Origin of the sequence: Corynebacterium sp. HMSC062E11 (assembly GCF_001811845.1) — a bacterium.
Lineage (GTDB): Bacteria > Actinomycetota > Actinomycetes > Mycobacteriales > Mycobacteriaceae > Corynebacterium > Corynebacterium hesseae.
In genome coordinates, this window is the sequence record NZ_KV806839.1 from 147,734 (window position 1) to 171,974 (window position 24,241).

Genomic DNA, 24,241 nt, shown 5'->3' on the forward strand with positions numbered 1-24,241 from the left:
GGTATCGATGACTGATTTCAATTCTCTTCCGGCCCACGTGTGGCCGCGCAACGCCGCTCGAGACTCGAATGGTGTGGTCTCGATTGGCGGTGTAGCGCTGACGGACTTGGCCGCCGAATACGGCACCCCGCTCTACGTCTTCGACGAGCAGGACTTCCGCTCGCGCTGCCGGGATATGGCCCAAGCCTTCGGCGGGCCCGACCACGTGCACTATGCCTCCAAGGCATTCATCACCAAGCGCATCGTGCGCTGGGTTGACGAGGAGGGCTTGTGCCTCGACGTGGCCTCCCTCAACGAGGCCAAGCTGGCCCTGGCCGCGGGCTTCCCGGCGGAGCGCATGACCGCCCACGGCAACAACAAGGAAGACGAGTACCTGCAGCTGTGCGTGGACAACGGTATCGGGCACGTTGTCCTCGACAACGAGGAGGAGCTCTCGCGCCTCAATAGTATCGCGGCGTCCGCCGGCCGCGTGCAGCCGGTGATGATCCGCGTGAAGCCCGGCGTGGATGCACATACCCACGAGTTCATCGCCACGGCGCACGAGGATCAGAAGTTCGGCATTTCCCTGTCCACCGGTGCCGCCTTCAACGCCGCGCAGAAGGTGCTGGAATCCGCCAACCTTAAGCTTGTGGGCCTGCACTGCCACGTGGGGTCTTCGGTGTTTAATGCTGATGGTTTCAAGCTGGCCGCCGAGCGCGTGCTCAGCCTGTACAAGCGCATCCACTGCGAGCTCGGCGTTGCCCTCGAGGAGCTGGACTTGGGCGGCGGCTTCGGCATTCCCTACATGGAATACGAGGAAGCGCTCGACGTCGCCACGCTGGCCAAGGATCTGCTCGACGCCGTGGAGCGCACCGCCACCGAGCTCGACATCACGCCGCCCTTCGTACTGGTGGAACCCGGTCGCTCCCTGGTGGGTGCCTCTGCGGTCACCGTGTACCGCGTGGGCACGGTCAAGGATGTGGAGACCGGCAAGGCGGATCTGCCGATGCGCCGCTACCTCTCCGTGGACGGCGGCATGTCCGATAACATCCGCCCAGCGCTTTATGGCTCGGAGTACGACGTGCGCGTGGTCAACCGCCGCACCCGGGGCGAGCCCGTGGATTCGCGCATCGTGGGCTTCCACTGCGAGTCCGGTGACATTCTGGTCAACGAGCGCCGTTTCCCCTCGGATATCACCACCGGTGATCTCCTCGCCTTCGCCACCACCGGCGCCTATCAGTACATGATGGCCTCGCGCTATAACGGTGCTCTGCGCCCGGCGGTCGTGTCCGTGCGCGACGGCAAGGCCCAGCTCATGCTGCGCCGGGAGACGGTGGAGGACTTGCTGGCGTTGGACGTCGATTAGCGCGGCGTTGTCACAGCTCACCGTATTTTATTCACTATGACATGGCCGGTCGCGCCCAGTGCCGGCCATTTTGTATAGAAATAGACAGCTCGTTCTGTATAGTGATGGGCTAGCACGTAAGAATCAAACGCAACATCAACAAAGGGACACCATGACGACGAACCGTAGCAAGAAGCCCGAAGGCGAACCAGTAGGTATTGCGCTGCTTGGGTTTGGCACCGTAGGCGCCGAGGTTTTCCGCCTCGTGCAGGAGAATGCGGACGCTTTTGCGCACCGCATCGGCGGCCCGGTGGAGATCCGCGGCGTTGCCGTGCACAACAAGAACAAGCTGCGCCCAGGCGTGCCGGAGGAGCTGCTGACCGACGACGCCAAGGCGCTTGTCCTGCGCGATGATATCGACCTCGTCGTCGAGGTTATCGGCGGCATTGACTTCCCGCGCGAGCTCGTTCTCGCCGCCCTTAATGCTGGCAAATCCGTGGTTACCGCCAATAAGGCCCTCGTGGCCGCGCACGCTGATGAGCTGGCGGAGGCTGCTGAGCGCGCCGACGTCGACCTTTATTTCGAGGCCGCCGTGGCTGCCGCCATCCCGGTCGTCGGCATGCTGCGCCGTTCCCTGGCCGGTGACAAGATCCAGCGCATCTCCGGAATCGTAAACGGAACCACCAACTTTATCTTGGACGCTATGGAGACCACCGGCGCCTCCTACGAGGACGCGCTGGCTGAGGCCACCCGTCTGGGCTACGCCGAGGCCGATCCCACCGCGGACGTGGAGGGCCACGACGCCGCCTCTAAGGCTGCCATCCTGGCCTCCCTGGGGTTCTACACCCGCCTGACCTTCAACGACGTCTATTGCGAGGGCATTTCCAAGATCACCGCGGACGATATCGCGGCCGCCAACCAAGCCGGTTATTCCATCAAGCTGCTCGCTATTTGTGAACGCTTGGTTGATGAGGAAACCGGCGCGGAATCCGTCAATGCCCGCGTGCACCCGACTCTGGTCCCGAAGGATCACCCGTTGGCGTCGGTTAGCCAGTCCTACAACGCCATCTTCGTCGAGGCGGAGGCCGCCGGTTCCCTGATGTTCTACGGCAACGGTGCCGGCGGCAACCCGACGGCTTCGGCTGTGCTGGGTGACGTCATCGGCGCCGCACGCAACATTGTCCACGGCGGCCAAGCGCCGGGGGAGAACACCTACGCCAACCTACCTATTGCGGAGTTCGGAGAAGTGGAAACTCGTTATCACGTCGACATGGAAGTTGAAGACCGCACCGGCGTGCTTTCTGCCATCTCCGGTGTCTTTGCCCGCCACGGGGTTTCCCTGCGCACCGTGCGCCAGGAGGACGGCGATGCCACCGCTCGCCTCATCGTAGTGACCCACGCGGCGAAGGAAGCGGTGCTCGAGGAGATCGTCGCAGCCCTCGGCGAGCTCGATGAGGTCAAGGCCGTTCACTCCGTCATCCGCCTGGGCGTATAGGGACTCAGAGAGAACAATGAGTATCGATATCGAAGTAGGCACCAAGGTCACCGTCCAGGTCCCGGCATCCTCTGCCAACCTGGGCCCGGGCTACGACACCCTGGGTATTGCGCTGAGTCTCTACGACACTGTGGAGGTGGAAGTCACCCGCTCCGGCCTGGAGGTGGAGATCTTCGGCGAGGGCGCAGACGAGCTGCCGCGCGATGGCTCTCACCTCGTTGTCAAAGCCATCCGCTCAGCGCTGAAGGCTGCCGACGTGGAGGTTTCCGGCCTGCGCGTGGTGTGCACGAACAACATACCGCAGTCCCGTGGCCTGGGCTCCTCGGCGTCCGCCGCGGTGGCCGGCGTGGCCGCGGGCAATGGCCTGGCGGGATTCCCGCTTTCGGAACAGCAGGTTGTGCAGCTGTCATCTGCCTTCGAAGGCCACCCGGATAACGCCGCGGCCTCTGTGTTGGGCAACGCCGTGGTCTCTTGGACCACCGTGCCTGTCGACGGCCGCTCGCTGCCGGAGTACCGTGCCGCGACCTTGGACGTGCACCCGAGCATTAAGGCCACGGCCTTGGTACCGGACTTTCATGCGTCGACGCAAGCCGTGCGCCGCGTGCTGCCCTCGCACGTCACGCATGCCGATGCCGCCTTCAACGTCTCCCGCACTGCAGTAAACGTGGCGGCGCTGACCACCTACCCGGACCTGCTGTGGGAGGGTACCCGCGACCGCCTGCACCAGCCCTATCGCGCTGATGTCCTGCCGGTCACCGCGGAGTGGGTGAACCGCTTGCGCAACCGCGGCTACGCCGCCTATCTCTCCGGCGCTGGCCCCACCGTCATGGTCCTGCACACCGAGCCCATCGAGGAGGAGATCCTCGATGATGCCCGCGGGCAGAACCTGCGCGTGCTGGAGCTGGAGGTCGCCGGGCCGGTCTCCGTCGAGCGCGGTTAGCCTAGCTAGCTGCTCTCTTCCACATCGATTCGGCACACGCCGTTTCCGGCTTTGGGTATGAGCTTCAGGCTCAGCCGCCCGCCGGAATCGGCAGCCGCTTGATCTAGGTAACCATCATGGATGGCGCAGACGAAGGGGGAGGGCTGAATTCCGGCCGTGACGAACGGGCAGGCGTGGAGTTGCACTGTGGTGCGGCCTTCCTCGGCGAATTGCTCCACCGAGGTTACCGGGTCAAAGCCCATATCGCGCATCGTCCGGTAGAGCGGTGCCAGTGCCTCAGCACCGCGGCTGTTCGCCGTGGCTTTAGCCCACGCGCGGCCGATCTCTCGTGCTTGCTCGGATGAAAAGTCATTGAGCTGCTCTTTATCCGCCAGCGCTGTGACCAAGACGCTAATCAGCGTGACGTATTCCTCCGCCACCGAACGGTTGTCGGGTACTCGTACTTGGAAGATCAGGGAGGGGCGCCCGCGCCCGTGCGCTGGGGCGGTAACTACCCGCACCGCGCCGGCGTTAACGAGCTCATCAAGGTGGCCGCGCGCGGTGTTAACGTGCATCCCCAGTTCCTGTGCAATCTCGGCGGCACGTGCTCCTTGCGGGAATGTCTGCAGGGTTGAGAGAACCTCGCTCTGTTTGGGGGAGAGCTTCATCGTGTCAGGAAACAGCTCAGTAGACGAGCGCGGGCTATGCGCAGATGACGTAGACATAAACGGCCTCTCCTTGGACAACGCTACGAGGATCTTACATCCGCTCGCATCTCTTCCCCTATTTCAGTGCATAAAGCCTTAAAGCAGCGGAATCGAGGAACACAGGCACAACCTCACCGGGGGCCTTGCTGTGTGCCGGTTGGTCTAGAGTCACCCGTTGGCCATCGATCTCCACCAGGGTTGAGCTGCCTAAGTCAGCAAGAATTGTGGCGTTCAGCGCCCCGGTGCTGTCGAAGTTTAGTGCGCTCTGGGGGAAGGCCGCCCAGTGGTCACCGCTGCGAGCAGGAGTGAACACCCCATCGCGGAGGCTACCCCGTAGCAGATTGACGCCTGATAGCTCCGCCATGAAGTGAGTGGTGGGCTGCTCCAGTAGCTGATCCACGGGTCCTTGGGAGATGACCTCGCCGGCTTCCATTACAGCGATGTCGTCCGCCAGCGTGGTGAGGTCCACGCGGTTGTGGGTGACAATGATGGTGGTGCGGTCGGCCGCCGAGAGGCGCAACAGGTGGCGCCACCGGGCGGCTGATTCGACGTCCATGGCGGCAAAAGGCTCGTCCACGACCAAGACCTCTGGGCGCGCCGCAAGTGCGCGCAGGAGGGCAACCTGCGCGGCCTGCCCGCCGGAAAGCTCGGAAACATGGACCAGCTCCTGCAATCCAGCTGCGTTCAGCAACTCCTGGGTCCTTTGTGCATCCTTGGTCACCATGGTCAAAGCTTGTTCCACGGTGGCAGTGGGTGGTAGCCCGGGGTCCTGGGAGAGCATGACCACACGCTCGGCATTTGTCTGGGCTCCCTGCAAGCGTCCGCTAATGAAACGCATCAACGTGGTCTTTCCCGCGCCGTTGGGGCCAACCACCGCGGTCACGCGCCCGCCACGGAACGTCGTGGTGGTGTCGCCGACCGTGGCTAAGAGATCGCGGGGAGAGTCCTGCGGGGAGGTCATCGTGCGGAGCGCAACCGGGTCCATCGGCTGCAAAGCGCGCACAGCTTGCTCGCGGCGGCGGCGCAGCAGCAGAGGAATTCCGGCCGCGGTGAGCGTGAGGATGGCTATCCCGATCAATACGGCCGACAGCGCATAGGCATTGTCCGCGCTGACCTCACGCTCAAGGTAGATGCCGCTGGGCATGGTTCGGGTAGAACCGGGCAGGGATCCGGCGAAGGTGATCGTCGTCCCGAATTCACCCAGCGAGCGGGCGAACGCCAGAGCACCGCCGGTGAACACGGCAGGGAGGATTGCGGGCAGGATGATGCGCCGAAGAATGGTTCCTGCGCTCAGCCCGATGCCCCGTGCGCTGGCCACGACTTCGGGGTCGAGCTGCCGCAGCGCAGAATCCACCGCCACCACCACGAAGGGCAGGGTGACGAATAAGTGAGCTGCCACAACACCGGGAAAGGCGAAAGACACGTGCAGCCCAGCCTGCTCCAAAACCGGACCAAGCAGTCCGCGGCGCCCGAGCAGCGCGGTGAGTGCCAACCCGCCCACCACGGGAGGCATGGCCAAAGGGAGATAGACCACCAGACGCACAAGGTGAGACACGCGGCGCAGCTGCTGGAGCCACAGAGCCAGACAGGTGCCCAGGATCGTGGATAGCAAGGTAGACAACGCCGCCGCGGAAAGGCTGACGCGGAGGAGGTCATGGGTCGCCGGAGCGCTCAGCGTGTCGGCGAGCTTCGGCCAGGGCACTCGCACCCCGAGGGCGAGCACTGGGGCAAGGATGTAGACCGCAGCAAGCACGCCGGCGGCGATGACCGGCCACGTTGTCCGCGGGCGCTGTTCGTGCAATATCACGCGTGACACTTAGTCCACCGGGCTAAAACCGAATTTTTCCCAGGTGCTGTCAAAATCCGAGTCGAGGAGGTTGAGGACATCCTGAGCTTCGTCGTGTCGGGGTGAATCAGTTACCACCGCGCCCATGATCTCGTTACGGAAGTCTTCCGCGTGGTCCAGCGGAATGGCCTCGACGTCCTCGCTAGCGGCGGCATCGGTGGAATAGACCCACCCGGCGTCCGCCTCACCGGAGGCGACCTTACCCAGGACGTCAGCTACCTGTCCCTCCAAGGAGGAAGCGTGCAGGTCCCAGTTGTTGGCCTCCATGATGCGCGTAGAGATGGCGCCGCAGGGCACGCTTGGGTCGCAGAGCACGAGGTGTGCTGAGGGATCCAGGTCGGCCGCGGAGCGCAGTCCCAAGGGATTGCCCTTCGGCACGACCATGACCATGACGTTGCTGGCTAGGGTCACGGGGGTGTCGACGGTGCCCTGAGCGGTCGCATCATCCATGGTCTCCCGGGAAGCCGTGAGGAGCAGATCTGCGGGAGCGCCTTCATTGATTTGCTGTACCAGGGCAGAAGAGCCGCCGTTGTTGAACGCCAGCGGGGCTTCGGATGCGCCGGAGAGGTCGTCATTAAGCACGCGCGTGGAGGACGCGGCAAATACCTGCAACGGCTCGTCGGAGCTGGAGGAGCAGCCGCCGACAGTCAGCGCGGCGGCGAGAACAGAGACAGCAATTTTCAAGCGGCGCATGGTGAGTTACGTTACGGCATCTTTACGCGGTCCGCGTGAATTTAATATGGACTTCCTTTGGTTCCTTCTTGAGGTATTCACGGTCGAAGGATTCTTCGCGCTGGTCCACTTCTTTGAGCAGCGGAAGCGGGTCGTGTGGAGCAATGAGAATCATGGATTCGCCCACGTTGAGGGTGCCGAGTGCCCCATGGATAGCGCCGTGGCGCACTGCATGAGGGATTTCGGACGCGTTAAGGGTGGGAATGTCGCGGCCCTTGGAAGTGTCGACAAGCGGCAAGTTCATTGATGGATTCCTTTCGAGTTCTAGGGCGGCGGGCGTTGCTGCCCGTGCAACTAATTTACTACGATTATATCCGTGCAAATAGGAATGTCGGATATGTCTCTGCGTGATGTCTCCCTGGCTTCGCGCCGGCGCTGGCACACCCTTGCCTTTAGCCTTGTCGCGTTCTGGATCGCGGTCGGCGTGGGAATCACCGTGGCAAGCTTTTGGGGAGCACCCGTCGTGTGGTGGGACCTCATCCACCCATTTACCCTCGGGGCGCTGACTACCGCCATCCTCGTGTTTAGCACCCACTTCACGGAGGCGCTCACCCGCACTCCGGCCGCCGGTTTCCGCGGGGTGGGCGCGCGGGTAGGGCTGGTCCAGGTGGGGCTGGTTCTACTCCTTGTTGATCGCGCGGGCTACGACTGGGGTGTGCTTGCGGATATCGGCTCCACTCTAGTCATCGCTGCCGTTTCGTGGCACCTGTGGGCGCTGTGGACCACGCTCCAGGGCTCTCTGTCTGGTTCTTTCGCCGTGACCGTTCCTTTTTATCTGGCGGCGGCCTGCTTCATGATGTTCTCGGTGCTACTGGTCATTCTGGCCGCGCACGGGGTAGGGAATTACTCGCTGTTGGTGGCCGCGCACTCACGCGGGATGGTGTGGGGCTTCGGACTGCTTACCATCCTGGGCACGGTCATCACGCTGTTGCCCACGTTGACCCGAACCCCCATTTCAGCGGTTGCCCGGGCGCGGTGCAGCCGGGCGTTGAGCGTGCATTGCGTGGGGCTGGGGGTGGCCATGCTTGCCGACGCCTCCGGGCTCACCCGCGCCGCCGGCATGGCGCAGCTGCTCACCGTGCTTGCTGCCGTACTCATCATCCAGCCAGTGCTGGCCGGCGCGCTTGGTGGCGACAAGACCACGGCTAGCGTGTCCGCGATGGCGGGTCTGGTGTGGATGGTGGCGCTCTGTGCCGGTGACGCCGCGGCCACCATCGCAGGGGCCTACCCGCGCGCGGTGACGTTACTGCTCATGCCGGCGTTTCTTGGCACCGGCCTGCTGCAGCTGGTCACCGGGGTGCTCCATCACATGCTGCCCATCCTGGCGGGTGCGGCCCGTCCCGCGCACGGGCATATTGCCGGGTTCCTGCGAGTAGGGCTCATTAATGTGGGTGGCGTGCTCAGCCTCCTCGGCATTGCCGGTGTGTCTGTGGTTGGGCTTATCATGATGGGGCTTGGACTCATCGCCAATAGTGCGGCCCTGGCATGGGCCGTCGCATCATCTCAAGGAGAAGTTCATGTCAAGCGTGCCCGTTAAGAAGGAGCATTCCGAAAAGAAGTGGGCGTCCTGGCTCATCATCATCGTCGCGCTCCTCGCTGTCATTGGACTGGCTGTGTTCAACTCGACCACAGGTAAGCAGGACCCAGCTACGGTGGCATCCGCCGACGCCGTGACTGTTGACGTCTCCGTGGACGGCATGGCCTTTGTCCCGTCCTCCATTGACGTGGCAGCAGGCAGCCACCTCGTAGTGAATTTCACCAACACAGGTGACCAGGTTCATGACCTGAAGATTGGGCGCGAGGAGACGGGCCGGGTGGAACCGGGCGAGACCGTGCAGCTCGACGCCGGAATTATCGAGGAGTCCGTGGAAGGTTATTGCACGATCGCCGGCCACAAGATGCAGGGCATGACGTTCATGGTCAACGTCGACGAGTCAGCATCCGGTGAGCATGAGCATGCGGGGGCGTCGGAAAGCACCGGCTCCGCCGGCGCCCCGGCGACGGTACCCTCGGATGCCGAGCGCATGGCAGCCCGCGAAGGCTTTGACGCCGTCGATGCCTCCCTTGCCCCCGCCGAAGGGGACCTCCATGAGGAAACGTGGGTGATGACCGAGGAAGAAGTCGAGGTTGCCCCAGGCGTGCGCCAAACCCGGTGGCTTTTCAACGGGCAAGCACCCGGGCCTACCTTGCGCGGCAAGGTGGGGGATAGATTCCGCATCACCATCAAGAATGAGGGCTCGATGGGGCACTCGGTGGACTTTCACGCGGGTGAGGTCAACCCGGATGAGAACATGAAGTCGATCCAGCCGGGTGAATCGCTGACCTATGAATTCGTGGCACACAGGGCGGGTATCTGGATGTATCATTGCTCGACCATGCCGATGAGCTTGCACATTGCCAACGGCATGGCGGGAGCGGTCATCATCGATCCTCGCGGGGAGGACGCGCTGGCAGACGTCGATGCGGAGTACGTCATGACGGCGAACGAGGTCTTTCTAGCCTCTGCGGGTAAGGAAGCTGAGGGCGCTAACGCGCAGCGCGTCAGCGACGGCGACTATGACCTCACGGCCTTCAATTACTATCCCAACCAGTATGATGTTGCTCCGCTGCGCGCCAAGGTGGGCGATACCGTGCGCATCTGGGTGGTCAACCTCGGCCCGGATCTGCCGTTGAGCTTCCACGTCGTGGGCGAGCAATTCGACACCGTGTACAAGGAAGGCGCCTACCTGATTAAGGGCGCGAAGGATTCCGGTTCCCAGGCGCTGGACCTTTTACCGGCCCAGGGCGGATTCGTGGAGATGACCTTCAACGAGCCGGGGACCTACTCCTTTGTCAACCACCTCATGACGAACGCGGAGAAAGGGCAGCACGGCCAGATTATCGTTGAGTAGCAAGGCGCTCGCGCCGTAGACGTAATTCGTCCAAGGTGTCGATATCGCGCACCGCGGGCGTTGCCTCGACCTCGGCGATGGTGCCCGCGAGCCTCAGTAAGCGCATGGCCGGCTTGTTGCGTGGATCTCCGAGCTCCTCCAGCGCGCGGGTGAGGGTCTTAGTACGCCACAGCGCACACAGCGGTTGTAGGCTCCCGTCGAGGGTAGCCACAGTGACATCCGCGCCCGAGCTAGCCAGAGACTTTTGGAGGGCGGGAAGTACCTGTGGGGAATCCGGGGCATCGACGGCAAAGACTGCTGTGGTAGCCCTCGCGTCACCAGCCAGTGCGGCGTGGCCCGCGGCGATACCTGCAGCTGGACCGCCGAAGAGGGGGCTTTCGCACACCTGGGGCATGCCCAAACGATAGGGCGAGACGACCGCTACCGGCGCGCCATAAGGAAGCTGGCGCAGGAGGCGGTCGATAAGGCGCTCACCGGCGAGAGTGATACTTGCCTTGTCCACGCCTCCCATGCGTGTGCCGCGTCCGCCCGCCAAAACAATGACACCTGGCATTGTTCTCTATCCTTCCGCGCCGGGCAGTTCGCGGGACCAATCACCCGAGCGACCGCCGGACTTTGCGGTGATGCCGCAGCGCCGGATATAGGCGGAGCGGTCGACGCCTTTTACCATGTCGATGAGCGCTAGGGCGGCGATGTTCACCGCGGTGAGCGCCTCCATTTCCATGCCGGTGCGGTCGGCGGTGCGAACTGTGGCTTCGATGAAAACGTGGTCTTCACACAGCTCAATATCCACCGCACAGCCATGTACCCCAATGGTGTGGGCCAGCGGAAGGAGATCAGGAACTTTCTTGGCCGCCGCGATGCCAGCAACACGCGCAACCGCAAGCACGTCGCCCTTAGGCACGGTTCCCTCCTGCAGCGCGGTGAGAACTTCTGGTGAGCACGCGACCTCGCCTTGGGCGGTAGCGGTGCGTACCGTGGGCTGCTTTTCGGTGACGTCCACCATGTAGGCGGAGCCGGCGGCATTGAGGTGAGTGAACTTCATGTCTAAACAGGGATCCTTTCCTAGCGTGGACCTAGCCTAGCTGACGAAGAGTGGGCCGATCCGGGTGTTCAGATGCGCGATCTTAGGCAGCAATGGAGGGGTGGGGGATGTGGAGGCGGATTGTGAAGCTAGTAAGGGTAGACGGTAAGTTGCTCGCCGGCGGCGACCGGACTCGTCAGCAGCGCAAAGCCGTGTGTGCCCGGAAGGGCGGCAACGTGGTGGCTGCGCATACGCGGACCCGGCGGTGGGCTTGCGGTAATAGATTCCGTCATGGTGATGGAGCACGGCTGAATGAGCGGGTGGTGAGGTTCGGGGAAGTCCGCACCGGCGAAGGCCGTGAGGCACGGCCGGTCCTTGACACCCGCGGGGCGGGGCAGTCCGCGCAGAGAGCGCAGCAGTTGGGTGAGGTAGAGGTGTGCGGAGACAAACGCCGCCACCGGGTTGCCCGGCAAACACACCACGGGGATACCGTCCCAGAGCGCATGGCCCTGAGGCGCGCCGGGCCGTTGGTTGACGTGGCCGAACCAGTAAGAATCGCGTTCCACGGAATCCTCAATCACGGCGCGGACCACGTCAAAGGCGCCGGCTGAGACGCCGCCGGTGGTGACAATGAGATCGGAATCCGCAGCGGCCGCGTTGAAGCGCCGCTGCAGCTCAATGGGGGAATCTCCACAGACCGTGCGGGTGATCTCGCAGAGACCGGTGGAAGAAATGAGGGCTTCGAGCATGGGCCCATTCGAATCGGAAAGCTGGCCGTTGATCAGCTCCTCACCCGTGGCAATGATGGTTACTCGTGGGATGCGGTGAACCACGGCGCTGTCAACGCCGGAGGAGAGGCTGGCGGCGATAAGGGGGGCGTCGACAAGCGTGGCAGATCCAGCGAGTTGGTGGCCGGCGTCGATGTGGGAACCGCGTCGCCGGATATGGTTACGGTCGGGCAGGTGGTGCACCGTAACGGTTTCAGGCACAGGTCCGGGCCCTAGGGGAACATCGGTGTTTTCTACTGGTATGACCAGGCCATCAAAACCCTCCGGAACCTCCCCGCCAGTCATGATTCGCACCGCGGTCCCAGGCTGCGGGACCTGAGTGGGTGAGCCTGCTGGGACATCACCTATAACAGGCAGCGTGAATGGGGTGGTTAAGTCATCAGGTGACGCCGGAGCTGGGATGAGGAAGCCGTCCATCGCCGAATTATCCCGCGGCGGGAGGGGAAGACGGGCGAAGAGTGGCTCGGCCAGAACGCGGCCTTGTACAAGGGGAGCGCGCTCCGCAGGCAGGGCGCGAACCAATGCGTGGAGGCGGTCGAAATACTCCTCGATGCTTAAGTCAGTCCCAGTGCTTGTCATTGCACCCAATCTAGCCGCCGATGGCGGACATCGGGCGATCGGGCTGGAGGAATCCTTCATCATCCACACCATGGCCCGGCAGCTTCTTCCACATTTCGCCCGCCCACGCGGCGGCGAGTTCCGCGTCGCTAGCGCCGCTGCGCAACAAGTCCCGCAAGGACGTCTCTGAGTTTCCAAATAAGCAATTACGTACAGCGCCGTCCGCGGTGAGTCGCGTGCGGTCGCAATTGCCGCAGAAAGGCCTTGTCACGGATGCGATGACGCCGATTCGGCCTACCGGTATTAAGCCATCGCGCGATTGTGCGTTCCACAGCGCGGCGGGGGCTGAGCCGCGGGGACCCTGCACAGGTGTGAGCTCGAATTCTTCACCCAAACGAGCCAAGATATCCTCCGCGGTCACCATCCGGGAGCGATCCCATTCTTCGCGTGGGCCCAGCGGCATCTGCTCGATGAAGCGCAGCTGCGCGCCTCGCTCGAGGCAGTAGCGTGCCAAGGGGACGATGTCCTCTTCATTTACTCCGGGCATAACTACGGCATTAACTTTGACCGTGCCCAGACGCCCTTCGCGGTGGGCGGTTGTGGCGGCTTCGATGGCGGCGAAGACATCGCCGAGCCTGTCGCGCCGGGTGAGGCGGGCGTAAAGCTCAGGATCAATGGTGTCTAGGGAGATATTGACGCGGTCCAGCCCCGCCTCAATGAGATCGTCCAGGCGGCGGGGGAGTCCCAAGCCATTGGTCGTCAGTGCGGTGGCGGGGGCCAACTTTTCGTCTGTGCGTAGCTGTGTGGTGGCGGCGATAATCTTCTCTAGCGACTTGCGCAGCAAAGGTTCGCCGCCGGTAAAGCGCACCTGGCGGATGCCCAAATGGGTTACGGCAATCCTGATGAGGCGGATGGTCTCGTCGTCGCTGAGCGTCTGTGCAGTGGGCATCCACTCGAGGCCCTCGGCGGGCATGCAATACGTACAGCGGAGGTTGCAGCGATCGGTCAGCGAGACTCGAAGGTCGCGCGCTTGGCGTCCATAACGGTCGAGCAAGTCGCGGCGACCATCGCTTAATGCAGGCGGCAGGTCCGGAGGCGTTGCGTCGGCACCGCCGCGGGTGGAACCGCGCGGGGAGGGCGTAGGCAGAAAGACGCGATCAGACATTAACCACACTTTAGCCGGAGTAATAGCAGATCTATAGTCGCTCGGCCCCTTTATTGCGGTGAGCCCTCTTCGGTATTGAGGCGCTGCGCCTCGCCCGGGCCCTTCAGCCGGATGATGTTATAGGCGCCCTCGGCAAGATGGGCACGAAGATCCTTTTTGTCGAACTTGCCCACCGAGGTCTTGTCGATGGACTTTACGAAGGTCCAGTACTCCGGCAACATCCAGGAGGGCAGCTCGGAGCGCATCCCGTCACGCAGGCGCTCGGCGGTCTCAATCGTGGGGCTGATATCCGCGGCGAGCACGGTGACGGCCAGCGGGCGCTCGACCCACTGCTTGTCGGGGTAGCCAATGACGGCGCATTCGAGCACCACCGGGTTGGCCATGATGAGGTTTTCCAACTGAACGGAGTAGATCCACTCGCCGCCGGACCGGATGACATCGCGCGCGCGATCCTCCACGGTGAGGAAGCCATCCTCGTTGACGAATCCGACGTCACCAGTGCGCAGCCAGCCATCGGCCGTGAACTTGGAGGCCGCATCTTCGACGTCCTTCCCGCGGAATTCGTGGGCGGCGCCGCCGTCCTCTGAGGTGGGTGAGTGATAGTAGGAGCCGGTCACCAGGTTGCCGCGCACCTGGATCTCGCCGGCATTACGGTCCGTGGTGTTGACCACGTGGCCGTCATTGACCACCCGGTATTCCAGGGAGGAAGGAAAGCGCCCCTGGGAAATGCGGTAGGCCCACCGGGCCTCACCCGAGGCGCCTGAGGGCGGGCGCGCCACGGTACCCACCGTGGTGGTTTCCGCCATGCCCCACACGTGAACCACGTCCACGCCATAGCGCTCCTCCCAGCTCTTGATGAGCTGCGGCGGGACGGGCGATCCGCCGGCGAAAATCTCCGTCAGCGTCATGCGCTCCGGCGGATTCTTGAGGTAGTGCACGAAGAGCTGAATCCAAATGGTGGGCACGCCATGCGCCACGCGCGGGGAGGTGGCGGCGATGATTTTGGCCAGGGTAGCGGGGGAGACGTCGGCGTCGGGAAGCACCAGCGGCGTGCCCGTCATCCACGCCGCAAAGGGAACGCCCCAGCTCAACACGTGATAGATAGGGATGCAGCACAAGAAGGTCTCACCATGGGTCACGCACAGGGAGTCGGAAGAGCGCAACTGCATCCCTTCCAAAAACAGGGCGCGGTGCGAGTAGAGCACACCTTTCGGCGCGCCGGTGGTGCCAGTGGAGTAGCACAGGGCGGCAGCGGTGTGCTCATCCAACACCGGCCAGTTGTAGACGGTGGAGCGCCCATCCAGAAGCTGTTCGTAGCTATACACCTCAACGTTGTCCGGCAGGGCAATGCTGGGCTTGTCGACGCCCGTGAATACCACCGCGCGCACGCACTCCACGCCGTCCAATACGCGCGCGAGCTGCTCCGCTAACCGGGCATCTGCGACGATGACGCGAACCTCGGCGTGGTTGATGATGTGCCGGATCTGATCATTCATGAGCTGCTTGTTGAGCGGCGTAAACACCGCTCCCTTGCAGGCAGTGCCAAAAAGTACTTCGAGGTGCTCTGCGCAATTCCACATCAGGGAGCCCACGCGTTCATCACCGGTGATGCCGAGCGTGTCATGCAGGGCGTGGGCGAAAGCGGCGGCGCGTGCACCGATATCGGCGAAGGTCGTCTCTTCGCGTTCGTTGCCGGGATTGGCGCTGTGCCACGTGACTACCTGGGTTTGGCTGTGGACGGAGGAGCCGTACTCCAGGATGCGGGTGAGGGACAGCGGGATATCCTGCATTGTGGAGAGCATGCGCACCACTTTAGCCGTGTCAGTGTGAGCGCGGTGGATGGATGCGGTATAGTTATTCGCGACTGGCGGGGAAAGCCTTCCTCGCACCTCCGAGCTCCCTCCACGGTGCGCACACCTGCGGTGAAAAACTCATGGCAGTCCAACGGTGCGCGCGGCAATGAGAGGGTAGAGATACGCTCGCAGTCGCCTTCTTAAAATATCTCCCCGCGATTGACCCGCGGCCGCTTCCTTGAGTTCTTTTCGGAGTTCTGCAAGGAGTTCTTCACGTTCTGCTCCGCAGGGCCGGAGAGGGGGGAGAGCCAAAGAAAACCACCGCCCACGGGGATCGCGGTTGCGTGAACTCGCTGGTGGCGGCGGACCATCTCAATTACACACTGGCTTCCAACGCCCACGTGGAGCGGCACCACGCACAGTGCGGGTGCGGCTGAATAGACGGCGCGCGTTGGTGAAGCGACGAAAGGATATCCGTGAGCGATACGGACAAGACCGCAGCACAGGATCTCGCGTCCCTGAAGCTGCCGGAATTGCGCAAGCTGGCTGCGGAGCGCGGACTTCGCGGCGTCTCCGGACTGCGCAAGGGGGATCTCATCACCGCACTGACCACCGGCCAGGTGCCAGCACGCGGCGCGAAGGCCGCTGCCCAAGCGGAGCCCAAGAAGGACGAACAGCCGCGCCGCGCTACCCGCAAGGCTTCTCGCCCTGCCGGCGCCGCTGACCAGGAGTCCGAGCAGCCGGAGCAGGATAAGAAGCGCAAGCAGGACCAGCCGAAGCAGCAGAATGATGAAGCTGCCAAATCTGACAAGGCTGATAAGTCCGAGCACAACGACGGTAACGACGAGCACCGTTACGAGTCCCGCTCCCAGGCTCGCCGCGCCCGCCGCAACCGCGCCCGCCGCCAGGAGCGCGAGGCCCGCGAAGAGGCCAAGGGTAACGGCAATGGGAACAACAACGGTGCCGAGGACAATAACGGCAAATCCGAGGACAACCAGTCCCGCGGTGGAAACAACTCCGATAACGGCGATCGCGGCAATGGCGGCAACGGTGGCGGCCACAACAATAACCGCCGCGACAACCACCGCAACGACGATGACAACAATGGTGGCGGCCGCCGCAACCGCCGCAACCGCCGTAACCGCCGCGGGCGTGACCGTGATGGTGGCGGCAATGGCGGCAACGATCTGCAGATCCGCGAGGGCGATGAAGTACAGGTAGTCGGCGGCATCCTGGAGGTCGTGGACAACAACGTGGCCTTCCTGCGCACCACCGGCTACCGCGCGGCCAGCTCCGATGTCTTTGTTAACAACAACCTTGTGCGCCGCCTGGGGCTGCGCTCCGGCGACGCGCTGACCGGCAAGGTCAAGGTTTCTGGCCCGACCCACACCCACGGCAACGGCCGCAACCGCCGCAAGTACAACCAGCTGGTGGAGGTCGACACCGTCAACGGACTGGATCCGTCGACTGCGAAGGACCGCCCGGACTTCTCCAAGCTCACCCCGCTTTACCCGAACCAGCGCCTGCGCTTGGAGACGGACCCGAAGATCCTCACCACCCGCGTCATCGACCTCATCATGCCGATTGGTAAGGGCCAGCGCGCGCTGATCGTCTCCCCGCCGAAGGCCGGTAAGACGACGATCCTGCAAAACATCGCCAACGCCATCGCCACGAACAACCCGGAGTGCTACCTCATGGTGGTCCTCGTGGACGAGCGCCCCGAAGAGGTCACGGACATGCAGCGCAGCGTCAACGGTGAGGTCATCGCCTCCACCTTTGACCGCCCGCCGTCAGAGCACACCTCCGTGGCGGAGCTGGCCATCGAGCGCGCCAAGCGCTTGGTGGAGCAGGGCAAGGACGTCGTCGTCCTCCTTGATTCCATCACCCGCCTGGGCCGCGCCTACAACAACTCCTCCCCGGCTTCCGGTCGCATCCTGTCCGGTGGTGTCGACTCCAACGCCCTGTACCCGCCGAAGCGCTTCTTGGGTGCTGCCCGCAACATCGAAAACGGTGGCTCGCTGACCATCATCGCCACCGCGATGGTGGAAACCGGCTCCACCGGTGACACGGTCATCTTCGAGGAATTCAAGGGCACCGGCAACGCCGAGCTCAAGCTCGACCGCGCCATCTCCGAGCGCCGCATCTTCCCGGCCGTGGACGTCAACCCGTCCGGCACCCGCAAGGACGAACTCCTCCTGGTTCCGGAGGAGGCGCGCATCATGACCAAGCTGCGCCGCATCCTTTCCGGCCTGGATTCCTTTGCTGCCATCGATTTGCTGATCAAGCAGCTCAAGAAGACCCGCTCCAACGGCGAATTCCTCATGCAGGTGGCCTCGTCTGCGCCCATGGCGGCAGATATGGATGAGGAGGACTACAAATAATGTCGAACCAGGTTTCCCTCGTTGATGACATCGTCTCCGAGTACCAGGGCATCGAGATGCAGATGGCTGACCCGGACGTAGCCGGAGATCAGAAGCAGTTCCGCAAGCTGTCCAAGCGCTACGCTGAACTGCGCCCCATCGTTGCTGTCAACGATGAACTTGTCCAGGCCCGCCAAGACCTGGCCGACGCCAAAGAGATGGCCTATGAGGACCACGAGTTCCAGCCCGAGGTTGAGCGCCTCGAACCGCTCGTCGTGGAACTGGAGGAGAAGCTCGCGGATCTGCTTGCTCCGCGCGATGAGCAGGACTCTGAGGACATCATCATGGAGATCAAGGCCGGTGCCGGCGGCGAAGAGGCAGCACTTTTCGCTGGCGACCTAGCCCGCATGTACGAGCGCTTCGCCGACAAGGCCGGCTTCCAGTGGGAGGTCCTGGGCCTCAACGAGTCCGACCTCGGTGGCGTCAAAGACATGTCCATCTCCTTCAAATCCAAGACCCCGTCTCGTGATGGCGCGTGGAGCGTGTTCAAGTTTGAGGGCGGCGTCCACCGCGTGCAGCGCGTTCCGGTGACCGAGTCCCAGGGCCGCATCCAGACCTCCGCAGCCGGTGTGCTGGTCTACCCGGAGCCGGAAGAAGTCGAAGCAGTCAACATCGATGACAAGGACATCCGCGTTGACGTCTACCGTTCCTCCGGTAAGGGCGGCCAGGGCGTGAACACCACCGACTCCGCCGTGCGCATTACCCACCTGCCCACGGGCCTGGTGGTGACCTGTCAGAAGGAGCGCTCCCAGATCCAGAACAAGGCGCGCGCCCTGCAGGTGCTGCAAGCCCGCCTGGATCAGATGGAGCGCGAGGCACGCGAGGCCGAGGCCGGCGAGCAGCGTGCATCCCAGGTGCGCACCATGGACCGCTCCGAGCGCATCCGCACCTATAACTGGCCGGAGAACCGCATTACCGATCACCGCATCGGCTACAAGGCAAATAACCTCGACTCCGTTCTCAACGGCGACATGCACGACCTCATCGAGGCCCTGCAGGCCCAGGAGCGCGCCGAGCGCCTCGAGGCCGAGGGCTAGAAGGCTAAGGCACGGTTATTAACGGTGACTTTTCACACCTATAGGAAGGCGCTTCGTGATGCCACGGAGCGCCTTCGCGCTGCCGGGGTGCCTTCACCCGAATGGGACGCGCGCCTGTTGGCCGCCCACCTCATCCACCGCGGGCACATGGACATCCCCCTCGACGAGCAACCGATCCCTGGGTTTGACGTGGCCTATGGGGCGTTGGTGGGGCGTCGTGAAGCGCGCGAACCACTCCAGCACATCCTGGGCGTCGCGTGGTTCGGTCCTCTCGAACTCGAGGTCGGCCCGGGCGTGTTCATTCCACGCCCGGAGACGGAGGTGCTCGCCGACTGGGGAGTTAAGTTTCTGACGAAACTTAACTCGGGGAAGATGACGAAACTTAACTCGTTGGGGACAAAGGAATCTAACTCGTCGGAATCTCCCCGTGTCGTGGACTTGTGCGCTGGGTCCGGAGCGCTCGCGCTCTACGTTGCGCACTACGTGCCACAGGCCGAGGTGTGGGCGGTGGAGCTTGCCGACGCCTCCCTGGCCTACACCCGCCGCAACGCCGCAACCGCAGTGCACGGCGGGGCGGGAACCGTACACGTGGTCCAAGGGGATGTCACCGAGGCGGACCTCTTGTCGGAGCTGCACGGCACCGTTGACCTCGTGCTGACGAATCCGCCATACGTACCGGAGACCCCGGACCTGGAACCGGAGGTCTACCAGGATCCTCACGAGGCAGTGTTCGGGGGAGTAGATGGCATGGAAACCATCAACGCGATGATCCCGACCATCGCTGCGCTGCTGCGCCCCGGTGGCCGCGTGGGCATCGAGCACGACGACGACACCTCCCAACAGGTGCAGGAAGCCCTGCGCGCGCATGGAGGATTTAGCCACATCGAGGTGCTCAAGGATCTCACTGGCACCGCCCGCTTTGTCACGGCACAGCGGGGAGTACAGTAGATTGGTCGAAGATTGGTCGACAAGCCGACAAGAACGGGATTAAAGGAGAGACCAATGCAGGGACAGATTTATAACTGTGCGGACGCCGCCGAGCGCGAAGAAGGAATGGCTCTTGCCGTCAAGGCGGCCAAGTCGGGGCGGCTTGTGGTGATGCCCACCGATACGCTCTACGGGCTGGGCTGCGATGCCTTTGATAACGACGCCGTGGCTAGCCTGCTGGCCACCAAGCACCGCGGCCCAGACATGCCGGTACCGGTGCTCGTGGGCTCCTGGGATACCGTCAAAGGTCTTGTCGCGTCGTTGGATGATACCGCCCAAACGCTGATCGAGGCCTTCTGGCCGGGCGGACTATCCATCGTCGTGCCGCAGGCGCCTTCGCTTCCCTGGAACTTGGGCGATACCCGCGGTACGGTGATGCTGCGCATGCCGCTGCATCCCATCGCCATCGAGCTCCTGCGCGAGGTCGGTCCCATGGCGGTATCCTCCGCGAATATCTCCGGCCAAACCCCACCCACCACGGCGATTGCCGCCAAGCAGCAGCTGGGTAAGGCCGTCACCGTCTACCTCGACGGGGGAGAAGCAAAGGTAGGCAAGCCATCCACCATTATCGACCTGTCTGGCTCCCGCCCTTATCTTTTGCGCGAAGGCGCATTGAGCGCTGAGCAGATCGGTGAGGTCATCGGAGTATCCGCAGAGTCCTTGCGCACCCGCCCGGGCGCCCAATCCTCTTAAGGAGACCTCAGTGGCTGGAACCGGAGTGCCGCTGCGCGAGCTAGCGTTGGTGATCTTTGTCGCGGCGGCGTTTACCTACCTCACCACCGGACTGGTGCGCACCTTCTTAGTGCGCAGCGGACAGGTGGCGGAGATTCGCCTGCGCGATAGCCACTCCCAGCCCACACCGCAGCTCGGCGGGGTGGCGATGTTCACGGGTTTTGCGGCCGCCGTCTATCTCGCAGGCCAGCTTCCAGCCTTGACTCGCGGCTTTATGCCCGTCACGCCTGAGATGAATGCTGTGCTGTGGTCAGCCGCAGCCATCGTCCTCGTGGGCGTGGTGGATGACTTGGTAGAGCTGAGTGCTCTGGTCAAGCTCATCGGTCAGCTCGTCGCCGCGGCCATCATGAGCGGGTTGGGGTTGACGTGGACGCTTCTCTTCCTGCCTTTTGGCGATGGGACTACGGTCATCCTGGACCAGGTCCAGGGGACACTCTTGACTACGTTCTTTACGGTCCTGCTTATCAATGCCATCAACTTCGTCGACGGGCTCGACGGTTTGGCGGCCGGGCTGGGCATGATCGCCGGCGGCGCCATCTTGGTCTTCTCGCTGACGGTTCTGCACGACCAGGGCGGTGCAGTGTCCGCGTATCCGCCGGCGATTATCGCCGCCGCTCTTGTTGGTGTGTGTGCCGGGTTCCTACCTCACAACTTTGAGCCCTCCCGCATCTTCATGGGGGATAGCGGTGCGATGCTCATTGGTTTGCTCCTTGCGGCGGCGTCGACGTCTGCCTCCGGCAAGATCAACATGTCTTTGTACGGCACCGTGGACATTGTGGCGTTGATGTCACCCGTCATCGTCGTGGTCGCCGCGGTCTTTATTCCAGTCCTGGACCTTGTCTGGGCCGTCATTCGCCGCGTATCGCAGGGGCGCTCGCCTTTCGCTGCGGATAAGGCGCACATTCACCATCGGCTGCTCTCCTTGGGGCACACGCACCGACGCACAGTACTGGTGCTTTATTTATGGGTCTCCGCGGTGGCGTTTGGGGCCGTTTCCTTTTCTATCGTTCCGGCCCCTGCGGCCGTGGCTTTGGCGGTTCTCGCGCTTGGCGTGGCCTTCGGCGTGACCCTGATTCCGCTGCGCCAGGGCAAGATTGGGCGTCGGCCGCGGGCTACCAGTGTGGTGCTGGAAACTGATCCTTCCTGAGGTAGGGTATGGGGCTGTGACTGATTCAACGACCTCCGAAGAGCTTTCGCCCTACGACGATCATCGTCGCCCCCTCAAGCGCGCCCTGCGTCTCGGGGTCATCGGCCTTATCGTCGTAACCATCGCGTCCCTGTCCATCTGGGGTGGCGTTCGCGGAGTGCCCGGAATTTGGGGAGTACTCGTCGGCGCGGCCATCGGCGGCGGCTTCGTGCTCTTTACCGCGGCCTCGGTGCTTATTACCGCACGCACGACACCCTCGACCACGATGGCTGTGGTCCTAGGTGGCTGGTTGCTTAAGGTCGTCATCCTCATCATGGTGTTGTTGCTGATCAAGGACCTAGAGTTCTACGACACGATGGCCCTCTTCGTCACCGTGCTGCTGGCGCTGGCGGTGACGTTGGGAACTGAGGTATGGGGCGTGGTCACCTCCAACGTGACTTACGTGTCTTAGCCTTTCTCGACCTTTTTCAGTGAGCCACTGCTCCCGGTGACCCCGGGAGGGTGGCTTTTTGTGTAGCGAAATGACGCCGCTTCGGGCGCTCATTACCCCCGTCAAGGTGGGAAAACGCGGGTGTGTGACCAAATACACTTAGTAGGGTTTTGGCAGAATGTGGGCGTTTTATGCGGCCGCACGGCGCTGGGCTGTGCCTTTAGGTTCACAACGCTGCCCCCACGTGCGAAAACTTGAGGGCGAACTGATAGCATTCTCTTCGGGTTACCGCGGGTTAGCGTCATGCTATCCCGAAAAAGTACGGTTTATCCTTGCCCTGTTTACGCTGATGTGCGACGGAGTCCGTGAGCAGGGCAAAGAGCTTGAGACGTCCATCGCACCACATAGCCTTCGACAAGCTGTGTGGCCCGAACACGGGAGAGAACGCTGAGCGTTACGACATTGGCCATGAAGGGTGAGTTTCACGCACCCGAACTGGATCCAGAATTTTTCCCGGGGCACGTAACCGAAGATGGTGGAGTCGTCGATCTCCTGTTCGCCGATTTCGCCAACGGTTGGTTCGCTTTGGATCGCATCATGCTGGTCCGCCTGTTTATGGCGGCTATCTTGGTGCTCCTTTTTGTTGTCGCCTTCAGGAACCCGAAGCTGGTTCCTAAAGGATTGCAGAACGTAGCGGAGCATGCGATTGACTTCGTACGAATTCACATCGCAGAAGACATCTTGGGCCGTAAGGAAGGACGCCGTTTCCTTCCGATCCTGGCCACGATCTTCTTCGGTGTTTTGTTCTGGAACGTAGCAACTATCGTTCCAGCCCTAAACATCTCTCCGAATGCTCGTATTGGTATGCCAATCGTGCTGGCAGTCGTTGCGTACATCGCCATGATTTACGCCGGCGCAAAGCGCTTTGGCTTCGGCAAGTTCGTCAAGTCCTCGGTGGTTATTCCTAATCTGCCGCCGCTGCTGCACGTGCTTGTTGTGCCGATTGAGGCTTTCTCTACGTTTGTCATGCGTCCAGTCACGCTGGCTCTTCGTCTTATGGCGAACTTCCTGGCTGGCCACCTCATTTTGGTCCTGTTGTACTCGGCAACGAACTTCTTCTTCTTCCAGTTCAACGGTTGGACCGCACTGAGTGGCCTCACTCTGGTCGCAGCGGTTCTGTTCACGCTGTACGAAATTATCGTCATCTTCCTGCAGGCATACATTTTTGCCCTGCTGACGGCGGTATACATCGAGCTGTCGCTGCATGCAGATTCGCACTAACAACAACGCGAACCTCGCGGTTAACTAAATACCCCAAAACCACCACTTCCCCCGCGGAACAATTCGCGGGAAAACATTGAAAGGGAACGACTTTCATCATGAACGAAATCATTCTTGCTCAGGCCGCTGACGAGTCCACCCTCAAGGGTCTCGGTGCTATCGGCTACGGCATCGCAACCATCGGCCCGGGTCTGGGCATCGGTATCCTCGTCGGCAAGACCGTCGAGGGCATGGCACGTCAGCCGGAGATGGCTGGCCAGCTGCGTACCACCATGTTCCTGGGTATCGCCTTCGTTGAGGCCCTGGCACTTATCGGCCTCGTTGCAGGCTTCCTGTTCTAAAGAGCGCTTTACACAAAGTAAATCGAACTTTAAGAACGGAGCCCCATGAACAACGTCATTTACTACCTTGCAGCAGAGGGAAGTGAGCACCTGCCGCTGGAGAGCGGCAACTCCATCCTTCTGCCCAAGATGTACGACTTGGTCTGGTCGATCATTCCGTTCGCCATCATCCTGATTGTGTTCTGGAAGCTTGTTCTTCCGGCATACAACAAGATGCTGCAGGAGCGTGAAGACCGGATCGAAGGTGGCCTTAAGCGTGCGGAGGCTCAGCAGGCCGAAGCAAAGGCCGCTCTGGAAAAGTACAATGCTCAGCTCGCTGATGCTCGAGCAGAGGCTGCGGAGATCCGCGAGCAGGCGCGCGAGCGCGGCAAGCTGATCGAGGCAGAGGCTAAGGAAGCTGCAGAGGAAGAGTCTCGTCGCATCCTGACCGCCGGCGAGAAGCAGCTTGAAGCTTCCCGTGCACAGGTCGTGTCTGAGCTGCGTTCCGACATCGGACAGAACTCCATCAACCTGGCAGAGAAGCTGCTCGGCGGCGAACTTTCGGACGCCACCAAGCAGTCCTCCACGATTGATAACTTCCTGTCCGAGCTCGACACTGTGGCACCGGCCGGAAAGTAGGCAACG

Annotated in this window: 23 protein-coding genes; 14 read left to right on the plus strand and 9 right to left on the minus strand. The window is 62.6% G+C overall.

Features of this window, described 5'->3' with window-relative positions; all coding sequences use genetic code 11:
• The first annotated feature begins 7 nt into the window (after positions 1–7).
• The 3 genes from lysA (at position 8) to thrB (ending at position 3,759) form a co-directional block, all read left to right on the plus strand.
• Complete coding sequence (lysA, locus tag HMPREF2822_RS12505) at positions 8–1,345, plus strand: diaminopimelate decarboxylase (protein WP_070525143.1); 1,338 nt, start codon at positions 8–10, stop codon at positions 1,343–1,345.
• Between the two features lie 151 nt (positions 1,346–1,496).
• Positions 1,497–2,819 carry a homoserine dehydrogenase gene (locus HMPREF2822_RS12510; RefSeq protein ID WP_070525145.1) on the plus strand — a complete coding sequence of 441 codons (1,323 nt, stop codon included), beginning with the start codon at positions 1,497–1,499 and terminating at the stop codon, positions 2,817–2,819.
• 16 nt (positions 2,820–2,835) lie between these two features.
• Entirely contained in the window at positions 2,836–3,759 is a 924-nt protein-coding gene (gene thrB / locus HMPREF2822_RS12515) for a homoserine kinase (RefSeq protein ID WP_070525147.1), read from the plus strand.
• A 5-nt stretch (positions 3,760–3,764) separates the two neighbouring features.
• On the opposite strand, the gene HMPREF2822_RS12520 is transcribed toward thrB, so the two are convergent.
• Genes HMPREF2822_RS12520 through HMPREF2822_RS12535 form a run of 4 tightly spaced genes read right to left on the minus strand, consistent with a single transcriptional unit; the run spans position 3,765 to position 7,267 of the window.
• On the minus strand, positions 3,765–4,463 hold the full coding sequence (locus tag HMPREF2822_RS12520) for a helix-turn-helix transcriptional regulator (protein WP_046648916.1): 699 nt from the start codon (positions 4,461–4,463) through the stop codon (positions 3,765–3,767).
• Between the two features lie 58 nt (positions 4,464–4,521).
• The gene (locus tag HMPREF2822_RS12525; protein WP_232755718.1) at positions 4,522–6,252 is read right to left on the minus strand and encodes an ATP-binding cassette domain-containing protein; all 1,731 of its coding nucleotides are present in this window, start codon (positions 6,250–6,252) and stop codon (positions 4,522–4,524) included.
• A gap of 9 nt (positions 6,253–6,261) precedes the next feature.
• A complete protein-coding gene (gene modA / locus HMPREF2822_RS12530; RefSeq protein ID WP_070525151.1) occupies positions 6,262–6,984 on the minus strand; it encodes a molybdate ABC transporter substrate-binding protein in 723 nt (240 codons plus the stop codon).
• Between the two features lie 22 nt (positions 6,985–7,006).
• On the minus strand, positions 7,007–7,267 hold the full coding sequence (locus tag HMPREF2822_RS12535; protein WP_046648919.1) for a DUF2249 domain-containing protein: 261 nt from the start codon (positions 7,265–7,267) through the stop codon (positions 7,007–7,009).
• Positions 7,268–7,360: 93 nt separating this feature from the next.
• Between HMPREF2822_RS12535 and HMPREF2822_RS12540 the strand changes: the two genes are divergently transcribed.
• Together HMPREF2822_RS12540 and HMPREF2822_RS12545 are read left to right on the plus strand one after the other, a co-directional pair.
• Positions 7,361–8,560 carry a beta-carotene 15,15'-monooxygenase gene (locus HMPREF2822_RS12540; protein ID WP_070525153.1) on the plus strand — a complete coding sequence of 400 codons (1,200 nt, stop codon included), beginning with the start codon at positions 7,361–7,363 and terminating at the stop codon, positions 8,558–8,560.
• Positions 8,541–9,914: a multicopper oxidase domain-containing protein gene (locus HMPREF2822_RS12545; RefSeq protein WP_070525155.1), complete on the plus strand. Its 1,374-nt coding sequence runs from the start codon at positions 8,541–8,543 to the stop codon at positions 9,912–9,914. Before HMPREF2822_RS12540 ends, HMPREF2822_RS12545 begins: the two co-directional genes overlap by 20 nt.
• Here HMPREF2822_RS12545 and HMPREF2822_RS12550 read toward each other — a convergent pair.
• The 5 genes from HMPREF2822_RS12550 to HMPREF2822_RS12570 form a co-directional block, all read right to left on the minus strand.
• Positions 9,901–10,467: a molybdenum cofactor guanylyltransferase gene (locus HMPREF2822_RS12550; protein ID WP_070525158.1), complete on the minus strand. Its 567-nt coding sequence runs from the start codon at positions 10,465–10,467 to the stop codon at positions 9,901–9,903. The two genes, HMPREF2822_RS12545 and HMPREF2822_RS12550, sit on opposite strands and share 14 nt — an antisense overlap.
• A 6-nt stretch (positions 10,468–10,473) precedes the next feature.
• A complete protein-coding gene (moaC, locus tag HMPREF2822_RS12555; protein WP_070525160.1) occupies positions 10,474–10,959 on the minus strand; it encodes a cyclic pyranopterin monophosphate synthase MoaC in 486 nt (161 codons plus the stop codon).
• Positions 10,960–11,087: 128 nt separating this feature from the next.
• Positions 11,088–12,305, minus strand: coding sequence for a molybdopterin molybdotransferase MoeA (locus HMPREF2822_RS12560; RefSeq protein ID WP_070525162.1), 1,218 nt, complete (start codon positions 12,303–12,305; stop codon positions 11,088–11,090).
• Positions 12,306–12,315: 10 nt separating this feature from the next.
• Positions 12,316–13,449, minus strand: coding sequence for a GTP 3',8-cyclase MoaA (gene moaA / locus HMPREF2822_RS12565; RefSeq protein ID WP_070525164.1), 1,134 nt, complete (start codon positions 13,447–13,449; stop codon positions 12,316–12,318).
• A 50-nt stretch (positions 13,450–13,499) separates the two neighbouring features.
• Positions 13,500–15,251 (minus strand): long-chain fatty-acid--CoA ligase, encoded by a 1,752-nt coding sequence (locus tag HMPREF2822_RS12570; RefSeq protein WP_070525166.1) that lies wholly within the window; start codon positions 15,249–15,251, stop codon positions 13,500–13,502.
• Between the two features lie 467 nt (positions 15,252–15,718).
• On the opposite strand from HMPREF2822_RS12570, the gene rho reads away from it, so the two are divergent.
• The 9 genes from rho to HMPREF2822_RS12615 all read left to right on the plus strand — a co-directional run bounded on the left by rho (position 15,719) and on the right by HMPREF2822_RS12615 (position 24,235).
• A complete protein-coding gene (rho, locus tag HMPREF2822_RS12575; RefSeq protein ID WP_070525168.1) occupies positions 15,719–17,623 on the plus strand; it encodes a transcription termination factor Rho in 1,905 nt (634 codons plus the stop codon).
• On the plus strand, positions 17,623–18,699 hold the full coding sequence (prfA, locus tag HMPREF2822_RS12580) for a peptide chain release factor 1 (protein WP_046648926.1): 1,077 nt from the start codon (positions 17,623–17,625) through the stop codon (positions 18,697–18,699). The genes rho and prfA overlap by 1 nt, the downstream gene beginning before the upstream one ends.
• A gap of 24 nt (positions 18,700–18,723) precedes the next feature.
• A complete protein-coding gene (gene prmC / locus HMPREF2822_RS12585; protein ID WP_070525170.1) occupies positions 18,724–19,647 on the plus strand; it encodes a peptide chain release factor N(5)-glutamine methyltransferase in 924 nt (307 codons plus the stop codon).
• Positions 19,648–19,701: 54 nt separating this feature from the next.
• Positions 19,702–20,379, plus strand: coding sequence for an L-threonylcarbamoyladenylate synthase (locus HMPREF2822_RS12590; protein WP_070525172.1), 678 nt, complete (start codon positions 19,702–19,704; stop codon positions 20,377–20,379).
• A gap of 10 nt (positions 20,380–20,389) precedes the next feature.
• Positions 20,390–21,565: an MraY family glycosyltransferase gene (locus HMPREF2822_RS12595; RefSeq protein WP_070525174.1), complete on the plus strand. Its 1,176-nt coding sequence runs from the start codon at positions 20,390–20,392 to the stop codon at positions 21,563–21,565.
• Between the two features lie 16 nt (positions 21,566–21,581).
• Positions 21,582–22,016 (plus strand): Cg1360 family ATP-synthase-associated protein, encoded by a 435-nt coding sequence (locus HMPREF2822_RS12600; RefSeq protein ID WP_070525176.1) that lies wholly within the window; start codon positions 21,582–21,584, stop codon positions 22,014–22,016.
• A gap of 447 nt (positions 22,017–22,463) precedes the next feature.
• Positions 22,464–23,276, plus strand: coding sequence for a F0F1 ATP synthase subunit A (gene atpB / locus HMPREF2822_RS12605; protein ID WP_070525178.1), 813 nt, complete (start codon positions 22,464–22,466; stop codon positions 23,274–23,276).
• A gap of 98 nt (positions 23,277–23,374) precedes the next feature.
• Complete coding sequence (locus HMPREF2822_RS12610; protein WP_010187073.1) at positions 23,375–23,617, plus strand: ATP synthase F0 subunit C; 243 nt, start codon at positions 23,375–23,377, stop codon at positions 23,615–23,617.
• A gap of 45 nt (positions 23,618–23,662) precedes the next feature.
• Positions 23,663–24,235, plus strand: coding sequence for a F0F1 ATP synthase subunit B (locus tag HMPREF2822_RS12615; protein ID WP_046648931.1), 573 nt, complete (start codon positions 23,663–23,665; stop codon positions 24,233–24,235).
• Positions 24,236–24,241: the final 6 nt, after the last annotated feature.